Origin of the sequence: Streptomyces sp. PCS3-D2 (assembly GCF_000612545.2) — a bacterium.
Lineage (GTDB): Bacteria > Actinomycetota > Actinomycetes > Streptomycetales > Streptomycetaceae > Streptomyces.
This window is the reverse complement of the sequence record NZ_CP097800.1, coordinates 5,381,938-5,397,018: the sequence shown is the minus strand read 5'-3', so window position 1 is coordinate 5,397,018 and position 15,081 is coordinate 5,381,938. Positions and strand designations below refer to the sequence as shown.

Annotated in this window: 15 protein-coding genes; 10 read left to right on the top strand and 5 right to left on the bottom strand. The window is 73.7% G+C overall.

Features of this window, described 5'->3' with window-relative positions; all coding sequences use genetic code 11:
* The first annotated feature begins 52 nt into the window (after positions 1-52).
* Positions 53-355, top strand: a complete 303-nt coding sequence (locus AW27_RS23975; protein WP_078557000.1) for a hypothetical protein — start codon at positions 53-55, stop codon at positions 353-355.
* Positions 356-443: 88 nt separating this feature from the next.
* On the opposite strand, the gene AW27_RS23970 is transcribed toward AW27_RS23975, so the two are convergent.
* The 3 genes from AW27_RS23970 to AW27_RS23960 form a co-directional block, all read right to left on the bottom strand.
* A complete protein-coding gene (locus AW27_RS23970; RefSeq protein WP_037927409.1) occupies positions 444-1,526 on the bottom strand; it encodes a prenyltransferase/squalene oxidase repeat-containing protein in 1,083 nt (360 codons plus the stop codon).
* On the bottom strand, positions 1,523-2,257 hold the full coding sequence (locus AW27_RS23965) for a class I SAM-dependent methyltransferase (RefSeq protein ID WP_030852354.1): 735 nt from the start codon (positions 2,255-2,257) through the stop codon (positions 1,523-1,525). Before AW27_RS23965 ends, AW27_RS23970 begins: the two co-directional genes overlap by 4 nt.
* Positions 2,258-2,321: 64 nt before the next feature.
* The gene (locus tag AW27_RS23960) at positions 2,322-3,641 is read right to left on the bottom strand and encodes a glycosyltransferase family 4 protein (RefSeq protein WP_037927416.1); all 1,320 of its coding nucleotides are present in this window, start codon (positions 3,639-3,641) and stop codon (positions 2,322-2,324) included.
* Positions 3,642-3,858: 217 nt separating this feature from the next.
* Here AW27_RS23960 and AW27_RS23955 point away from each other — a divergent pair, with 217 nt between their 5' ends.
* Both AW27_RS23955 and AW27_RS23950 read left to right on the top strand, forming a co-directional pair.
* Positions 3,859-4,482, top strand: a complete 624-nt coding sequence (locus AW27_RS23955; RefSeq protein ID WP_037927420.1) for a TetR family transcriptional regulator — start codon at positions 3,859-3,861, stop codon at positions 4,480-4,482.
* Between the two features lie 157 nt (positions 4,483-4,639).
* The gene (locus tag AW27_RS23950; protein WP_037927424.1) at positions 4,640-5,011 is read left to right on the top strand and encodes a VOC family protein; all 372 of its coding nucleotides are present in this window, start codon (positions 4,640-4,642) and stop codon (positions 5,009-5,011) included.
* A 57-nt stretch (positions 5,012-5,068) separates the two neighbouring features.
* Here AW27_RS23950 and AW27_RS23945 read toward each other — a convergent pair whose 3' ends face one another.
* Both AW27_RS23945 and AW27_RS23940 read right to left on the bottom strand, forming a co-directional pair.
* Positions 5,069-5,302: a ferredoxin gene (locus tag AW27_RS23945; RefSeq protein ID WP_037927426.1), complete on the bottom strand. Its 234-nt coding sequence runs from the start codon at positions 5,300-5,302 to the stop codon at positions 5,069-5,071.
* Entirely contained in the window at positions 5,302-6,765 is a 1,464-nt protein-coding gene (locus tag AW27_RS23940) for an aldehyde dehydrogenase (RefSeq protein WP_037927429.1), read from the bottom strand. The genes AW27_RS23945 and AW27_RS23940 overlap by 1 nt, the downstream gene beginning before the upstream one ends.
* A gap of 181 nt (positions 6,766-6,946) precedes the next feature.
* On the opposite strand from AW27_RS23940, the gene AW27_RS23935 reads away from it, so the two are divergent.
* The 7 genes from AW27_RS23935 (at position 6,947) to AW27_RS23905 (ending at position 14,989) form a co-directional block, all read left to right on the top strand.
* Positions 6,947-7,996, top strand: coding sequence for a Strvi_7410 family MBL fold metallo-hydrolase (locus tag AW27_RS23935; RefSeq protein ID WP_037927435.1), 1,050 nt, complete (start codon positions 6,947-6,949; stop codon positions 7,994-7,996).
* A gap of 365 nt (positions 7,997-8,361) precedes the next feature.
* Positions 8,362-9,636, top strand: coding sequence for an SCO2321 family membrane protein (locus AW27_RS23930; RefSeq protein WP_037927438.1), 1,275 nt, complete (start codon positions 8,362-8,364; stop codon positions 9,634-9,636).
* Complete coding sequence (locus tag AW27_RS23925) at positions 9,636-10,289, top strand: SCO2322 family protein (RefSeq protein ID WP_052031219.1); 654 nt, start codon at positions 9,636-9,638, stop codon at positions 10,287-10,289. Before AW27_RS23930 ends, AW27_RS23925 begins: the two co-directional genes overlap by 1 nt.
* Positions 10,290-10,402: 113 nt before the next feature.
* Positions 10,403-11,563, top strand: a complete 1,161-nt coding sequence (locus tag AW27_RS23920) for an energy-coupling factor transporter transmembrane component T (RefSeq protein ID WP_037927441.1) — start codon at positions 10,403-10,405, stop codon at positions 11,561-11,563.
* Complete coding sequence (locus AW27_RS23915) at positions 11,560-13,410, top strand: ABC transporter ATP-binding protein (protein ID WP_037927444.1); 1,851 nt, start codon at positions 11,560-11,562, stop codon at positions 13,408-13,410. The genes AW27_RS23920 and AW27_RS23915 overlap by 4 nt, the downstream gene beginning before the upstream one ends.
* A complete protein-coding gene (locus AW27_RS23910) occupies positions 13,407-14,273 on the top strand; it encodes an ECF transporter S component (protein ID WP_052031220.1) in 867 nt (288 codons plus the stop codon). Before AW27_RS23915 ends, AW27_RS23910 begins: the two co-directional genes overlap by 4 nt.
* Positions 14,274-14,584: 311 nt before the next feature.
* The gene (locus AW27_RS23905) at positions 14,585-14,989 is read left to right on the top strand and encodes an aggregation-promoting factor C-terminal-like domain-containing protein (protein ID WP_052031221.1); all 405 of its coding nucleotides are present in this window, start codon (positions 14,585-14,587) and stop codon (positions 14,987-14,989) included.
* The last annotated feature ends 92 nt before the right edge of the window (positions 14,990-15,081 follow it).

Below are 15,081 nucleotides of genomic sequence, written 5' to 3'. Positions count from 1 at the left end.
CCCGGCGGACCCGTTCGGGTTTGCGACGCGCCCGGGCGGCAACACGCGCAGCATGGCCTCACACACGCGAGTACGCACCCGAGGAAGCAGTCAGGCAGGCCGGGCCGTCGCTCTGGTGGCGGACGTGCTTGCCTTCGTGATCGTCCTGTGGATCCTGCTCTGGTTCCTGGACGCCAACCAGGGCAACGAGCTGGTCAACTTCATCCACGACGCCGCCAGTTGGCTGGCCGGCTGGTCCTACGACCTGTTCACTTTCAGCCGCGAATGGGTCCAGGTCGTCGTCGGCTACGGCCTGGCCGCCGTCGTCTACGTCCTGATCGGCCACGCCGTGGCCGGCTGGCTCTACCGCCGCTGACGCCGCCGGGCCCCGCACCACCCGCACACATGAAGGGGTCCTCCCCGCCACGGGCGGGAAGGACCCCGGTCCGTCCGTCGGGTCCGGCTCAGCCGCAGCAGTCCGGCTCCAGCCCGGCCGGCAGCGCACCGCCGCCGAACACCTCGGTGGTCGCCTCGTCCCCGCCCAGCGCGGCGACGGCCAGCAGCAGCGACCCGGCGGTCCACGTCGTCTGCTCCACCGGCCACACCGCCTCGTCCTGGAAGACGTACCCCGTCCAGTACATGCCGTTGTCCGCGCGCAGGTGCCCGATCGACCGCAGGATCTCCAGCGCCCGGTCCGACTCCCCCGTCGCCCACAGCGCGAGCGCCAGCTCGCAGGACTCGCCGCCCGTCACCCACGGGTTCGGCAGGACGCACCGCACCCCCAGGTCCGGGACCACGAACTCGTCCCAGCGCTCCTCGATCCGCGCGTTCGCCTCCGCGCCGGTCAGGGCGCCTCCGAGGACCGGGTAGTACCAGTCCATCGAGTAGCGGTCCTTGTCCAGGAACCGTTCGGGGTGACGGCGTATCGCATGCCGCAGCGCGCCCGCCGCCAGCTCCCAGTCCGGCTGCGGCTCCTCGCGGTGCTCGGCGATGGCCAGCGCGCAGCGCAGCGCCTGGTGGATGGACGACGACCCGGTCAGCAGCGCATCCGTGACCGCCGTTCCGTCCGCCTCCCGCTTCCATCCGATCTCACCGCCGGGCTGCTGGAGCGCCAAAACCCACTCCACGGCCGCGTAGACGGACGGCCACATGCGGTCGAGGAAGGCGTCGTCGCCGGTGGACAGGTAGTGGTGCCAGACACCGACGGCCAGGTAGGCGGTGAAATTGCTCTCGCGGCTCGCGTCCTGCGGCTCGGCGGTGTCCACACCACCCGGCCGGTCGGCGTAGGCCGCGTACCAGGATCCGTCCTGGTTCTGGTGCCGGGCCAGCCACGCGTAGGCCCGTTCGGCGGCCTCGTGCTCACCGGCCGCGTCCAGCGCCATCGCCGCCTCGGTGTGGTCCCACGGGTCGAGGTGGTGGCCGCGGAACCACGGGATGGCACCGTCGGCCCGCTGCACCGCGAGGATGCCCGCCACCGTCCGGGCGGCCTGCTCCGCCGTCAGCACGCCGTCCAGGACGAGGTGTTCGGTACGCCCGGGCGAGCTCACTGGGCCGCGCCGACGGGGAGGTGCGGCTTGGTCGCGTACGCCACGAAGCTCTTGCCGATGAGCGGGTTGAGGGCCTGCTCCGCCAGCCGTGTGGCCAGCGGCTTCTTCATGATGTCCCAGACCAGGAGCTTGTGGTACGCCTTGACCGGCAGCGCCTTGTCGTTGTCCACGCCGAAGGCGCACTTGAGCCACCAGTACGGGGAGTGCAGCCCGTGCGCGTGGTGCGTGCCGTACGGCTTGAGGCCCGCGGCCCGCATCTTGCCCAGCAGTTCGTCCGCCTTGTAGATGCGGATGTGCCCGCCCTCGACCTCGTGGTAGGCGTCGGACAGCGCCCAGCAGATCTTCTCCGGGCCGTAGCGCGGAACGGTGATGGCGATGCGCCCGCCGGGCTTGAGCACACGAACCATCTCCGCGAGCACGCCCTTGTCGTCGTGGATGTGCTCCATCACCTCGGAGATGATGACCACGTCGAAGGAGTCGTCGGGGAAGGGCAGCGCCAGGGCGTCACCCTCCATCGCGGTGGCGGTGGCGCCGGCCGGGGCCTCACCGGCCTCCTTCATCGCGGCGAACCACTTGGCGACCTCGCGGATCTCCTCGCCGTTGCGGTCGACGGCGACCACCTGGGCGCCTCTCCGGTAGCACTCGAAGGCGTGCCGGCCTGCGCCGCAGCCAAGATCGAGTACGCGATCGCCTGCGGCGAGCGGGAACCGGGAGAAATCGACGGTCAGCACGGGGTCCTGCCTTCGCGGTCGCGGGGGTGTTCGGGGGTGGGGACGGTGGGGAGGAGGCGGGAGGTCACCGCGCGCGGCGGCTGCGGTCGGACCGGGACCGCTCGATGGCAGCACGGTAGTGCGCGGCGGTGCCCTCGGCGGCCGCGGCCCAGGTGAAACGGGTCAGGACCCGTTCGCGTCCGGCCGCGCCGAGCCGGGCCCTCAGCTGCGGGTCGCCCAGCATCCGGCCCAGCGCCCCCGCCAGGGCGCCGGCGTCGCCGGGCGGCACCGCGAGGCAGGTCTCCCCGTCCGGGCCGGCGACCTCGGGGATCGCACCGCCGGTGGTGGCGACGAGCGGGGTGCCGGTGGCCATGGCCTCGGCCGCCGGGAGCGAGAAGCCCTCGTACAGCGACGGTACGCACGCCACCTGCGCGCTGCGCACCAGGTCGACGAGCTCGGCGTCGGTGATGCCCTTCACGAAGCGGACGGCGTCCCGGAGGCCGTACGTCTCGATGGCGCGGGCGACAGGACCCTGCTCGGCACGCTTGCCGACCACGACGAGGTGGGCGTCGGGCTGCTCGGTGCGCAGCTTCGCGAGCGCCTCGACGAGGAACACGAGGCCCTTCAGGGGAACGTCGGCGCTGGAGGTCGTGACGATACGGCCCGGCACCTCGGCCACCGACGCGTCCGGCGACCACAGATCGGTGTCGGCACCGATGTGCACGACGTGGATCCGCTCGTCACGGACGCCGAGGTGGTCGGCGATCTCCTGCCGGGAGGACCCGGAGACGGTCAGCACGGACGGCAGTCTGCGGGCCACCCGGCCCTGCATGCGGGTGAAGGCGTACCAGCGGCGTACGGAGGCCCGCTTCAGGCGGCCCTGCGCGGCATCGAGGTCGAGCCTGCGGTCGACGGTGATGGGGTGGTGGATCGTCGTCACCAGGGGCGCGCCGAGGTCGCCGAGGAGACCGTAGCCGAGGGTCTGGTTGTCGTGGACGACGTCGAACTCGCCCGCCCGCCCGCGCAGATGACGGCGGGCCCGCAGCGAGAACGTCAGCGGCTCGGGGAAGCCGCCGGTCCACATCGTCGCGACCTCCAGCGCGTCGATCCAGTCCCGGTACTCGTCGCGCCCCGGCGTGCGGAACGGGTCCGGGCTGCGGTACAGGTCGAGGCTCGGGAGCTCGGTGAGCGTGGCACCCGTGTCGAGCACCGGGTAGGGCTGCGCGCCGATGACCTCGACGGAGTGCCCGAGGCGGACCAGCTCGCGCGAGAGGTGGCGGACGTAGACGCCCTGACCGCCGCAGAACGGGTTCCCCTTATAGGTGAGGAGGGCGATGCGCAGCGGACGCTCACCGTCGTCGGCGGGACCCGTGAAAGGGCTCGTCGCCACGGCCTCAGCGGTCACTCTCGGCCCCTTTCTCACTGCACTTTCGCCGGAGCGTAACCGCTCGGATAATGTAGAACAAGTTTCAGACTTGATCCGTCCAAGAGCATTGAATCTACCGGCCGGAAACCACACCGTAAGAGGTGGAGCAGGTGATTCACGCCACGACAACGGCGCCTGAGATGCTGGCTGCGGATCAGCTCGGGGCCAGCCCGCGCAACGACACGGAACGGGACACATGAGTGCGGAAGTGAAGGCCGTCACCACACCGGCATCGCCTCCCCTGACGGAGCGCCAGGAGGCGCGCCGCCGCCGGATCCTGCACGCGAGCGCCCAGCTGGCCAGCCGGGGCGGCTTCGACGCCGTCCAGATGCGCGAGGTCGCCGAGGCCGCCGGGGTGGCCCTGGGCACCCTCTACCGGTACTTCCCGTCCAAGGTGCACCTGCTGGTCGCCACCATGCAGGACCAGCTCCAGCACATGCACACCACGCTGCGCAAGCGCCCACCCGCCGAGGACGAGCCGGCGGCCCGGGTCGCGGAGACCCTGATGCGCGCCTTCCGCGCCCTCCAGCGGGAACCGCAGCTGGCCGACGCGATGGTGCGCGCGCTGACCTTCGCGGACCGCAGCGTGAGCCCCGAGGTCGACACCGTGTCCCGCCTGACCACGGCGATCATCCTGGACGCGATGGGCCTGGAAAACCCACCGACGGCGGAACAGCTGTCGGCGGTCCGGGTCATCGAGCACACCTGGCACTCGGCGCTGATCACGTGGCTGTCGGGCCGCGCCTCGATCGCCCAGGTCAAGATCGACATCGAAACGGTCTGCCGCCTGATCGACCTGACGGCGCCGGAAAAGTCCTGAACCGATTGCCGGAGGCTTCGAGGAGCAGGGCGGGGCCGTGGTCGGGGCGGGGGCGGCTCGCGGGGATGTCTGCCGCCGGAGCCGCCCCGGGCCCGACCGGTCCGCCCGCGCCAAACCCGCTGGACGGGGGTCACCGCCGCGTCCGATAGTGCGCCCCATGGCTTCTCTCGTGCGACACATCACTGTTGACTGCTCCGACGCCTACGCACTGGGCCGTTTCTGGGCCGCCGTGCTGGACGGCTCACTCGGCGACGACGACGTTCCCGGGGATCCCGAGGCACTGGTCACGGCACCCGGATCGGCGTTGCTCTTCGTGACCGTTCCCGACACCAAGAGCGTCAAGAACCGCGTCCACGTGGACCTTCAGCCACAGGACCGCACCCGCGACGAGGAGGTGGAGCGCATCCTCGCCCTCGGCGCCACCGTCGTCGGCGACCACCGCAGGCCCGATGGCACCGGATGGGTGACCCTGGCCGACCCGGAGGGCAACGAGTTCTGCGTCGAGCGGAGCGCAGCCGAGCGGAAGTGATCCGTGCGGTGGTGGGGCGGGGTCGCCGGCCCCGCCCCACCACCGCTTCCCCGCCGTCTACTCCTCCGGTGGGAAGACCGGTTCGCCGGTGGCGGCCACGGTGATCATGATGGCTTCCACCGGGCAGCCCTCGGCCGCCGCGAGGACCGGTTCGCTCGCGTCCGACCGCGGGTTGCGGGGGTGGGACTGGCGCGCCGAGTCCAGGACGAAGCCCTCCGGGGCGTGGTTCACGCACATGCCCGAACCGATGCAGACCCCCCGGTCCACTTCGACCTGCCAGCGGTCTGCCATCAGGCACCCGCCTCGTGGCCGGCGGGCAGGTGGATCATCTTGTGCTCCAGGTACTCGCCCAGGCCCTCGGGGCCGAACTCCCGCCCGAGGCCACTGTTCTTGTAGCCGCCGAACGGCCCCAGCATGTCCAGGCTGAAGGTGTTCACGTTGAAGGTACCGGTGCGGATCCGCCGGGCGAAGTCGATGCCGTGCTCGACGTCGCCGGTCCAGACGCTGCCGCTGAGGCCGAACTCCGAGTCGTTGGCGACGCGTACGGCCTCCTCCTCGTCCCCGTAGGGGATCAGGCAGACGACGGGGCCGAAGATCTCCTCACGGGCGATCCGCATGGAGTTGTCGACGTCGCCGAAGAGCGTGGGCTCCACGTACCAGCCCCGGTCGAGGCCGGCCGGACGTCCGCCGCCCGCCAGCACCTTCGCGCCCTCTTCCTGGCCGATCCGGATGTAGTCGAAGGAGCGCTGCTGCTGACGCTGCGCGACGAGCGGGCCGAGCTGCGTCGCCGGGTCGAGCGGGTCGCCGACGACGAGCGCGCCGGCCGCCGCCGCGAGGCCCTCGGCCACCTCCTGGTAGCGGCTGCGCGGGGCGAGGATCCGGGTCTGGGCCACGCAGGCCTGGCCGTTGTTCATCCAGGCGGCGGGGGCGATCTGGGCGACGGCGGTCGCCACGTCGGCGTCGGGGAGGACGACGGCGGCGGACTTGCCGCCGAGTTCGAGGGTCACCCGAGTGAGGTTGCGCGCGGCGACCTCCATCACTCGCTGGCCGGCGGCGACGGAGCCGGTGAAGGCCACCTTGTCGATGCCGGGGTGGCCGACGAGGTACTCGCCGACCTCGCGGTCGGCGGGCAGGATCGACAGCACGCCCTCGGGCACTCCGGCCTCGCGCGCGATGTCGGCGAGGATGTAGGAGTCCAGCGGCGCCTCCGGGGAGGGCTTGAGGATCACGGTGGAGCCGGACAGCAGCGCGGGAGCCAGCTTGGCGGCCGCTACGAACTGCGGGACGTTCCAGGGGATGACGGCGGCGACGACGCCCACGGGTTCGCGGCGCACCAGGATCGGGCCGAGCACGCCCTGGCGGTACTCCTCGTAGGGGTAGGCGCGCGCGACGGTGATCGCGGCGTCGTAGACCATCATCGGGCCGAGCGCCTGGGCGAGGACGCTCCAGGAGTAGGGGGAGCCGTTCTGGGAGCTGATCGAGCGGGCTATCTCCTCGTGGCGGACGGCGATGGCGTCCTTGATGCGGGAGACGACCGCGATCCGCTCCTCCAACGTCATCCGCGGCCAGGGGCCTTCGTCGAAGGCCTTGCGCGCGACGGCGACGGCCCGGTCGACATCGGCCTCGGACGCGTGCGGAACGGAGCCGATGACCTGCTCGGTGTGCGGGGAGACGATCCGGATGGTGTCGGTGCCCAGCGGATCGACCCACTCGCCGCCGATGAACAGTTGTCCGTGTTCCACGAGCTCCGTCATGGCTGAGGCCTCCTGCGGCTTGGCGTTTCCGAACTGATACCAGTTCTAGTTCCAGGAGTCCACGGCCGGGACGGAAGCGGGGAGAAGATCAAACGACTAGCCAGAAAGCCGTCCAGATGGTCGACTTGGGCTACTAATGGAACACGTTCTCGCCCGAGGACGGCCGACAGCCGGAGGGATCATGTCTCAGGACACGTCACAGGTCACCGATCACGGCGGAGGCGTGTGGGGGATCAAGGTGCCCATTCCCGACAACCCTCTCGGGCACACCCTCGTCCACGTCCTCGACACCGACCGCGGCCCGGTCCTCGTCGACACCGGCTGGGACGACCCCGAGTCCTGGGACGCGCTCGTCGCCGGCCTCGCCGCCCTGGACATCGCGGTCGCCGACGTCCACGGCGTGGTCATCACCCACCACCACCCCGACCACCACGGACTGTCCGGCCGGGTCCGCGAGGCGGCCGGCGCGTGGATCGCCATGCACGCCGCCGACACCGAGGTCGTCCTGCGCACCCGCTCCGCCGAGCCCGGCGTGTGGTGCGACTACCTGAGCGCGAAGCTGGCCGCCGCCGGAGCGCCCGAGGAGCACATCGCCCCGCTGCGCGCCGCCCGCGCGAGCGGCCGCATGCGAACCCTGCCCGGGCTGCGCGCCGCCGTCCCCGACCGGGAGATCGTCCCGGCCGAACTGCTCCCCCTCGCCGGACGCCGGCTGCGCGCCGTCTGGACACCCGGCCACACCCCCGGCCACGTCTGCCTGCACCTGGAGGAACGGCACCCGGCGGGACTCCCCGGCAACGGCCGCCTCTTCTCCGGCGACCACCTGCTGCCCGGCATCTCCCCGCACGTCGGCCTCTACGAGGCCCCCGACGACACCCGCGTCACCGACCCCCTCGGCGACTACCTCGACTCCCTCGAACGCATCGGCCGGCTGGAGCCCGCCGAGGTGCTGCCCGCCCACCAGCACGCCTTCACCGACGCTCCCAGCCGCGTGCGCGAGCTCCTGCACCACCACGAGGAGCGCCTGGCAGGGCTGCGGGCGCTGCTCGCCGAACCGCTGACCCCGTGGGCGCTGGCCGAACGGATGGAGTGGAACCGGCCCTGGGAACAGATCCCGTACGGCTCCCGCAACATCGCCGTCTCGGAAGCGGAGGCGCATCTGCGGCGCCTGGTCAAGCAGGGCCGCGCCGAGGCGGTCCCGGGCACCGACCCGGTGGCGTACCGGGCGCTGTGACGGCGGGCGCAGGACCGGACACGGGGCCGCGGACGGGGCCGGACGCCGGCCCCTCACGGGGCTGCAGGCAAGGGCCCCGCACTCGGCGGCACCGGCCACCCCGGGCCCGGGGGCTACGGGCCGGTAGAGTGAGGCGGTCGTCCACACCCGTACGGGGGGAAGCCGGTGCGATTCCGACGCTGACCCGCAACCGTGACCCGCCCCCGGCACCACCCCGGGCGGGAAGCCGGAATGCCCCGTACGCCGAGTGCGCGGCTCGCGCCGCCGGTCCTCCCGGCGGCCGGCACCGTCGAGGAAAACGGAGCCGGAGCCCGGTGCCCGTGCGTGCCTGCCCCGGTTCCCCAGCAGGAGAGGCACCCTCCCCCATGACCGTCCGCCGCAGCGCCGCCGCGCTCGCCGCCTCCGCCGTGCTCTGCGTGGGCGTCGCCCCCGCGGCCCTCGCCGACACCGCGCCGCCGTCCCCCTCCGCGCCCCCCGTCATCCCCTCCGGCCTCTACGGCAAGAAGGACCCCTCCTTCGACGGCGTGTGGCGCCAGTCCTTCGCGCTGCTCGCCCAGGACACCGTCGGCGTCAAGCCCGCCGAGCAGGCCGTGGACTGGCTGGTCGGGCAGCAGTGCGCGAACGGCTCCTTCGCCGCCTTCCGTGCGGACACCACCAAGGACTGCGACGCGACCGCGTACATCGACTCCAACGCGACGGCCGCGGCCGTACAGGCGCTGACCGCACTCGGCGGCCGCGACGACAGCGTCAAGAAGGCGATCGGCTGGCTGAAGTCCGTACAGAACGAGGACGGTGGCTGGAGCTCCAACCCCGGCGGCGCCATGGACACCGGCACCGACGCCAACTCGACCGCCCTCGTCATCAGCGCCCTGGCCGCGGCGGGCGAGAAGCCGGCCGAAACGAAGTCGAAGGCGGGCAAGTCCCCCTACGAGGCGCTGCTCTCCTTCCAGCTGGGCTGCGCCACCGAGCCGGCCGCCGACCGGGGCGCCTTCGCGTTCCAGCCGGTCGAGGGCAAGCTGGTCGCCAACGCCGACGCCACGGCCGCCGCGGCGCTGGCCGGCCTCGGCAAGGGCGCGGCCGTCGTCCCGTCCGGTACGGACACCCCCGCGACGCCGCTGACCTGTCCGGCGGCGCCGGCCGCGGACCCGGCCGCCGACGCCGAGGCGGCCGCCCAGGGCGCCGCGGGCTACCTGGCCGAGGCCCTCGGGAAGGACGGCCACCTGACCGCCCTCACCCCCGGGGCGGACCAGCCGACCCCGGACCCCGGCAACACCGCCGACGCGGTGATCGCGCTGGCCGCGGCCGGGCACAAGCAGTCGGCGGCGGGCGCGCTGCAGTGGCTGAAGACCAACTCCGCCACGTGGGCCGAGGGCTCCCCGGCGGCCCTGGGCACCCTGGTCCTGGCTGCGCACGCCACCGGCACCGACCCGAAGTCCTTCGGCGGCACCGACCTCGTGGCCGCGCTGAACGCCACCGGCCCGGCCCCGCAGGGCGCGGACACCGGCGCGAGCGAGGTGAAGGGCGAGAAGGAGAAGCCGTCCGGCGGCCAGAACATCTGGTGGATCATCGGTGCGGGCGCGGCTGCCGGTATGGGCATCGGCATCCTGCTGAGCGGCCGTCGCAGGAAGAACCAGCTCTGATGCGCCGCCGCCTGCCCGCCGCGGCGTTCACCCTCGGCGTCGTCCTGGCCCTGCTGGCCGCCGCTCCGGCGCTGGCCGCCGGCTACCGCTACTGGTCGTTCTGGGACGGCGCGGGCGGCCAGTGGTCGTACGCCGCGCAGGGGCCGTCGCTGGCCCGGCCCGCGGACGGTTCCGTCCAGGGTTTCCGCTTCGCGGTCAGCAGGGACGCGGCGGCGGAGGCGGCCACGCCGCGGGCCGCGGCCGACTTCGAGGCCGTGTGCGGGACGACCGCCCCGGCGGAGGGCCGCAAGCGGGTGGCCCTCGTCATCGACTTCGGCGTGCAGGCGGACGCCCCCACAGGTGAGGTCGTACCGCAGGAGGCCCCGCGCACGGCCTGCGCGCAGGTGGCGCCGGAGGCGACGACGGCCGAGGCGCTGGCGGCGGTCGCGAAGCCGCTGCGCTACAACAGTGCGGCGCTGCTCTGCGCGATCTCGGGCTACCCGCAGCACGGCTGCGGGGAGCAGATCGCCGAGACGGGCGCGGCCCGGGCCTCCGCGGAGCCGTCCGGGTCCGCCCCGGGCGGCGGCCCGTCCGCCGGTCTGTTGGCGGGCATCGCCGCGGTCGCAGCCCTGGCCGCCGCGGGCGTGTGGCAGTCCCGCCGCCGGGGCCGATGACCCCTTCCGTCCCGCGCCCGGCCGGTGGCCCCGCCGCAAGCCCGGCCGGAGCATCCGCCGGAGGACGCGCGGGAGCCCCGGCCGGGGCACACACCGGAGCCGCGCCCGGCGACGTGCCCCCGGCCCGCCGGAGCGCGCCCGGGGCGGCGCGTTCCCCGCGCAGGTCGGCATACGAGCGGTTCGGGCCCCCGCGTGACGGCCGGGCCACCGCCCTGCACGCGGGGGCCTGGTGGCTGTGGGCCCTGGGTCTGGCCACCGCGGCGTCCCGCACGACCAATCCGCTCCTGCTGGGGCTGATCGTCGGCGTCGCCGGATTCGTGGTCGCGGCCCGCCGCACCGATGCTCCCTGGGCCCGCTCCTACGGGGCGTTCCTCAAGCTCGGCCTGGTCGTCATCGGCCTGCGCCTGCTCTTCTCGATGCTGCTGGGTTCGCCCATCCCCGGCACGCACACCCTCTTCGTCCTCCCCGAGGTGCCGCTGCCCGCGTGGGCGCAGGGCATCCGGTTCGGCGGCAGGGTCACCGCCGAGCAGGTCGTCTTCGCGTTCTACGACGGTGCGAAGCTGGCCGCGCTCCTGGTCTGCGTGGGTGCGGCGAACGCCCTCGCCCATCCGGCCCGGCTGCTGAAGTCGCTGCCGGCCGCCCTGTACGAGGCGGGGGTCGCCGTCGTCGTCGCCCTGACCTTCGCGCCGAACATGGTCGCCGACGTCGTGCGCCTGCGCACCGCTCGCAGGCTGCGCGGGCGTCCCACCGGCGGGATCGGGGCCGTCCTGCAGATCGGCCTGCCGGTGCTGGAGGGCGCCCTGGAACGCTCGGTCGCGGTCGCCGCGTCGATGGACGCCCGAGGCTACGGCCGTACGGCCCGGGTCCCGCCGGCCGTCCGGCACACGACCACCGTCCTCACCCTCGGCGGGCTGCTCGGCATGTGCGCGGGCACGTACGGTCTGCTGGCCGCGCAGGGCGCCGCGTACGGGCTGCCCGTGCTCGGCATCGGGGTGGTCCTGGCGCTGGCGGGGCTGCGGCTCGGCGGGCGCCGGTCGGTCCGCACCCGTTACCGGCCGGACCGGTGGGGGGCGCGCGCCTGGCTGGTCGCCGGTTCCGGGGCGGCCGTCGCGGGTCTGCTCATCCATGCCGGCGGTGTCGATCCGACCGGTATGCACCCGGGGGTGGTCCCGCTGGAGGCTCCCTCGCTTCCGTTGTGGCCGGCGGCCGCGGTCCTGATCGGCCTGCTGCCCGCCCTCGTGGCACCCGTACCGCCGAAGGAGGCGTCGCAGTGATCCGCTTCGAGCAGGTGTCGGTCGTCTACGACGGCGCCTCCGCCCCTTCGCTGCGGGGCGTGGACCTGGAAATCCCGGAGGGCGAGCTGACGCTGCTGGTCGGCCCGTCCGGGGTCGGCAAGTCCACGCTGCTGGGGGCGGTGAGCGGGCTGGTCCCGCACTTCACGGGCGGCACCCTGCGCGGCCGGGTCACGGTCGCGGGCCGTGACACGCGCACGCACCGGCCGCGGGAGCTCGCGGACGTGGTGGGCACGGTGGGCCAGGACCCGCGGGCGCACTTCGTGACGGACGTGGTGGAGGACGAGCTGGCCTACGGGATGGAGTCCCTGGGCCTGCCGCCCGCGGTGATGCGCCGCCGGGTGGAGGAGACCCTGGACCTCCTGGGCCTGAACGAGCTGCGGGACAGGCCGATCGCGACGCTGTCCGGCGGCCAGCAGCAGCGGGTGGCGATCGGCTCGGTGCTGACGACGCACCCGAAGGTGCTGGTGCTGGACGAGCCGACGTCCGCGCTGGACCCGGCGGCGGCCGAGGAGGTCCTGGCGGTCCTCCAGCGGCTGGTCCACGACCTGGGCACGACCGTGCTGATGGCGGAGCACCGGCTGGAGCGGGTGGTGCAGTACGCCGACCGCGTCCTGCTGCTGCCGGCCCGCGGCGCGGCGCCGGTCCTGGGCTCCCCGGCGGAGGTGATGGCCGTCTCCCCCGTCTGCCCGCCGGTGGTCTCCCTGGGCCGTGTCGCGGGCTGGTCCCCGCTCCCCCTCTCGGTCCGCGACGCCCGCCGCCGGGCCGCGCCGCTGCGTAGCCGTCTGGCGTCGACTCCTGCCCCCGGGGCCACCCGCGGCGCCGTGTCCAGGGCTCTGCCCGGACCGGCGCACCGCACGCCTCCGGGGCCTGGTGTCGCGGCCTCGCCCGCGACCTCGCCGGTGTCCGGGGCGGTGTCCGGGGCGGGGGCGGCCGGGGGCGCAGCCCCCATCGGGGGCGGGGCCTCACCCGGCCTGCTCGCCCGCATACTGCGCCGGGGCGGCGGCAAGCCGGACACCACCGTGCGCGCCGAGGGTGCCGAAGGTGCCGAGCCCGCCGCAAGCGACACCGCTCGGGTGCGGAACCTCGGCCTGCGCCGTGACCGCACCGAGGTGCTGCGCGGCATCGACCTCACGGTGGCTCCCGGCGAGACCATCGCCGTGATGGGCCGCAACGGCGCCGGCAAGTCCACCCTGCTGTCGACGCTCGTCGGTACGCTCACCCCCACCACCGGCGCGGTGACCGTCGGCGGCCGGGCCCCGCACCGCACTCCTCCGCCCGAGATGGTGCGCCGTGTCGGCCTGGTCCCGCAGGAGCCCCGCGACCTGCTCTACGCCGACACGGTCGCCGCCGAGTGCGCCGCCGCCGACTCCGACGCCGCCGTGCCCCCCGGCACCTGCCGCGACCTCGTCTCGGAGCTGCTGCCCGGCGTCCCCGACGACACCCACCCCCGGGACCTCTCCGAAGGCCAGCGCCTGGTCCTGGCTCTGGCCCTGGTGCTGACGGGCCGGCCCGCCCTGCTGCTGCTCGACGAGCCCACCCGGGGTCTGGACTACGCCGCCAAGGCCCGCCTGATCGAGATCCTGCGAGCTCTGACCGCCGACGGGCACGCCGTCGTCCTGGCCACCCACGACGTGGAGCTGGCGGCCGAGCTGGCCGACCGCGTGGTGATCCTGGCGGGCGGAGAGGTCGTGGCGGACGGGCCGACCGCGGAGGTCGTGGTGTCCTCCCCGGCTTTCGCGCCGCAGGTGGCGAAGGTGCTGGCGCCGGGCCACTGGCTCACCGTCGGCCAGGTCGCCGAGGCCCTCGACACGGCGGCGACCCGATGACCCGCCCGGTCAGCCGGCCGGTGCGGATCGGTCCCCGGGCCGCCGCCGCCCTGGTGCTGGTCAGTCTCATCGGCATCGCGGCCTTCGGCTGGCCGCTCCTGGCGGACCGGCAGTCGGGGCTCGCGCACTCCCAGGACGCGCCGTGGCTCTTCGCGGCGCTGCTGCCCCTCCTCGTCGCCGTCGTCGTGGCGACGATCGCGGACAACGGCATGGACGCGAAGGCGGTGGCGATGCTCGGCGTGCTCGCGGCCGTCGGGGCGGCGCTGAGGCCGTTGGGGGCGGGCACGGCCGGCCTGGAGCCGATGTTCTTCCTGCTGGTGCTGGCCGGCCGGGTCCTCGGTCCGGGCTTCGGGTTCGTACTGGGCTCGGTGACGATGTTCGCCTCCGCCCTGCTGACGGGCGGCGTCGGGCCGTGGATGCCGTTCCAGATGCTGGCGATGGGCTGGTTCGCGCTGGGCGCGGGGCTGCTGCCGGGCCCGGAGCGGATCCGGGGCCGGGCGGAGCTGCTGATGCTGGCCGCGTACGGCTTCGCGGGTGCCTTCGGGTACGGCACGATCATGAACCTGCAGGGGTGGGTGATCCTCCAGGGCATGGGGCAGGGCGTCTCCTTCCATCCGGGGGATCCGGTGGCCGCGAACCTCGTGCGCTTCCTCGCCTACTGCCTGGCGACGTCGCTGGGCTGGGACCTGGGCCGGGCGGCGCTGACGGTCGTCCTGACGCTCACGCTCGGCGGCACGCTGCTGAGGGCCTTGCGGCGGGCGACGCGCAGGGCGGCGTTCGATGCACCCGTCTCCTTCGGTTCCGGGGACGGTGACGGCCGTACGGCTGCCGCGGAGCGGTACGCGTCGGACCACCGAGGGTGAGGTCGGGGGCCCTCGCCGGTGAGGCGGCCCACAGGACGCAGGTCACATACGACGGTGGCTAGGAGGTCGAGGAGCACCCTTTCGACCACTTTTCGTAAGGTTTGGGCGAGGCGTGGGGGCCCCAGGCGTACGAGGCGGGCTAGTAGGCGGGGCCTTTGCCAGGCCGTCGGGGCGTCGGTAGAACTGAACGTGTCGCAAGGCGGCAGGGGTGCTCCACCCCCCGCCGACGAACCCCTCTCCCCCGCGTGAGTGGCTCACGCACGCCTTCGGCGTGCGTGCGACCGCCCTTGTCCCCTTCGGAAGGTTCATCCGTGTCCCACACCGTCATCCGCCGCATCGCCGCCTCCAAGAAGACCCTCGTCGGTTCCGTGCTCGCCCTGGGCGTCGCCGGTTCCATGCTGGCCGCGGTTCCCGCGCAGGCCGCTCCGACGGGCGCCAAGGCGATCGCGCAGCAGATGATCAAGGACCCGGCGCAGTTCGCGGCCTTCGACAAGATCGTCTCGCACGAGAGCGGCTGGAACCACACCGCCACCAACGCCTCCTCCGGCGCGTACGGCCTGGTCCAGGCCCTGCCGGCCTCGAAGATGGCCTCCGCGGGCGCCGACTGGAAGACCAACCCGGCCACCCAGATCAAGTGGGGCCTGGACTACATGAACGAGCGCTACGGCAGCCCGGTCCAGGCCTGGAACTTCTGGCAGGCCAACCACTGGTACTAAGCCGCGGCCCCGTCCGCAACAGCAGCGACGGCAGCAACCCAGCAGCGACGGCAGCGACGGCAGCGACAGGACGTTCGAAGGCCCCGGTGGCC

Coding starts and splice junctions, on each gene's coding strand:
- AW27_RS23940 (WP_037927429.1), bottom strand. CDS start 6,765: ATGACGGAGCTCGTGGAACACGGACAACTGTTCATCGGCGGCGAGTGG.
- AW27_RS23930 (WP_037927438.1), top strand. CDS start 8,362: ATGACCGTCCGCCGCAGCGCCGCCGCGCTCGCCGCCTCCGCCGTGCTC.
- AW27_RS23975 (WP_078557000.1), top strand. CDS start 53: ATGGCCTCACACACGCGAGTACGCACCCGAGGAAGCAGTCAGGCAGGC.
- AW27_RS23910 (WP_052031220.1), top strand. CDS start 13,407: ATGACCCGCCCGGTCAGCCGGCCGGTGCGGATCGGTCCCCGGGCCGCC.
- AW27_RS23925 (WP_052031219.1), top strand. CDS start 9,636: ATGCGCCGCCGCCTGCCCGCCGCGGCGTTCACCCTCGGCGTCGTCCTG.
- AW27_RS23945 (WP_037927426.1), bottom strand. CDS start 5,302: ATGGCAGACCGCTGGCAGGTCGAAGTGGACCGGGGGGTCTGCATCGGT.
- AW27_RS23955 (WP_037927420.1), top strand. CDS start 3,859: ATGAGTGCGGAAGTGAAGGCCGTCACCACACCGGCATCGCCTCCCCTG.
- AW27_RS23950 (WP_037927424.1), top strand. CDS start 4,640: ATGGCTTCTCTCGTGCGACACATCACTGTTGACTGCTCCGACGCCTAC.
- AW27_RS23935 (WP_037927435.1), top strand. CDS start 6,947: ATGTCTCAGGACACGTCACAGGTCACCGATCACGGCGGAGGCGTGTGG.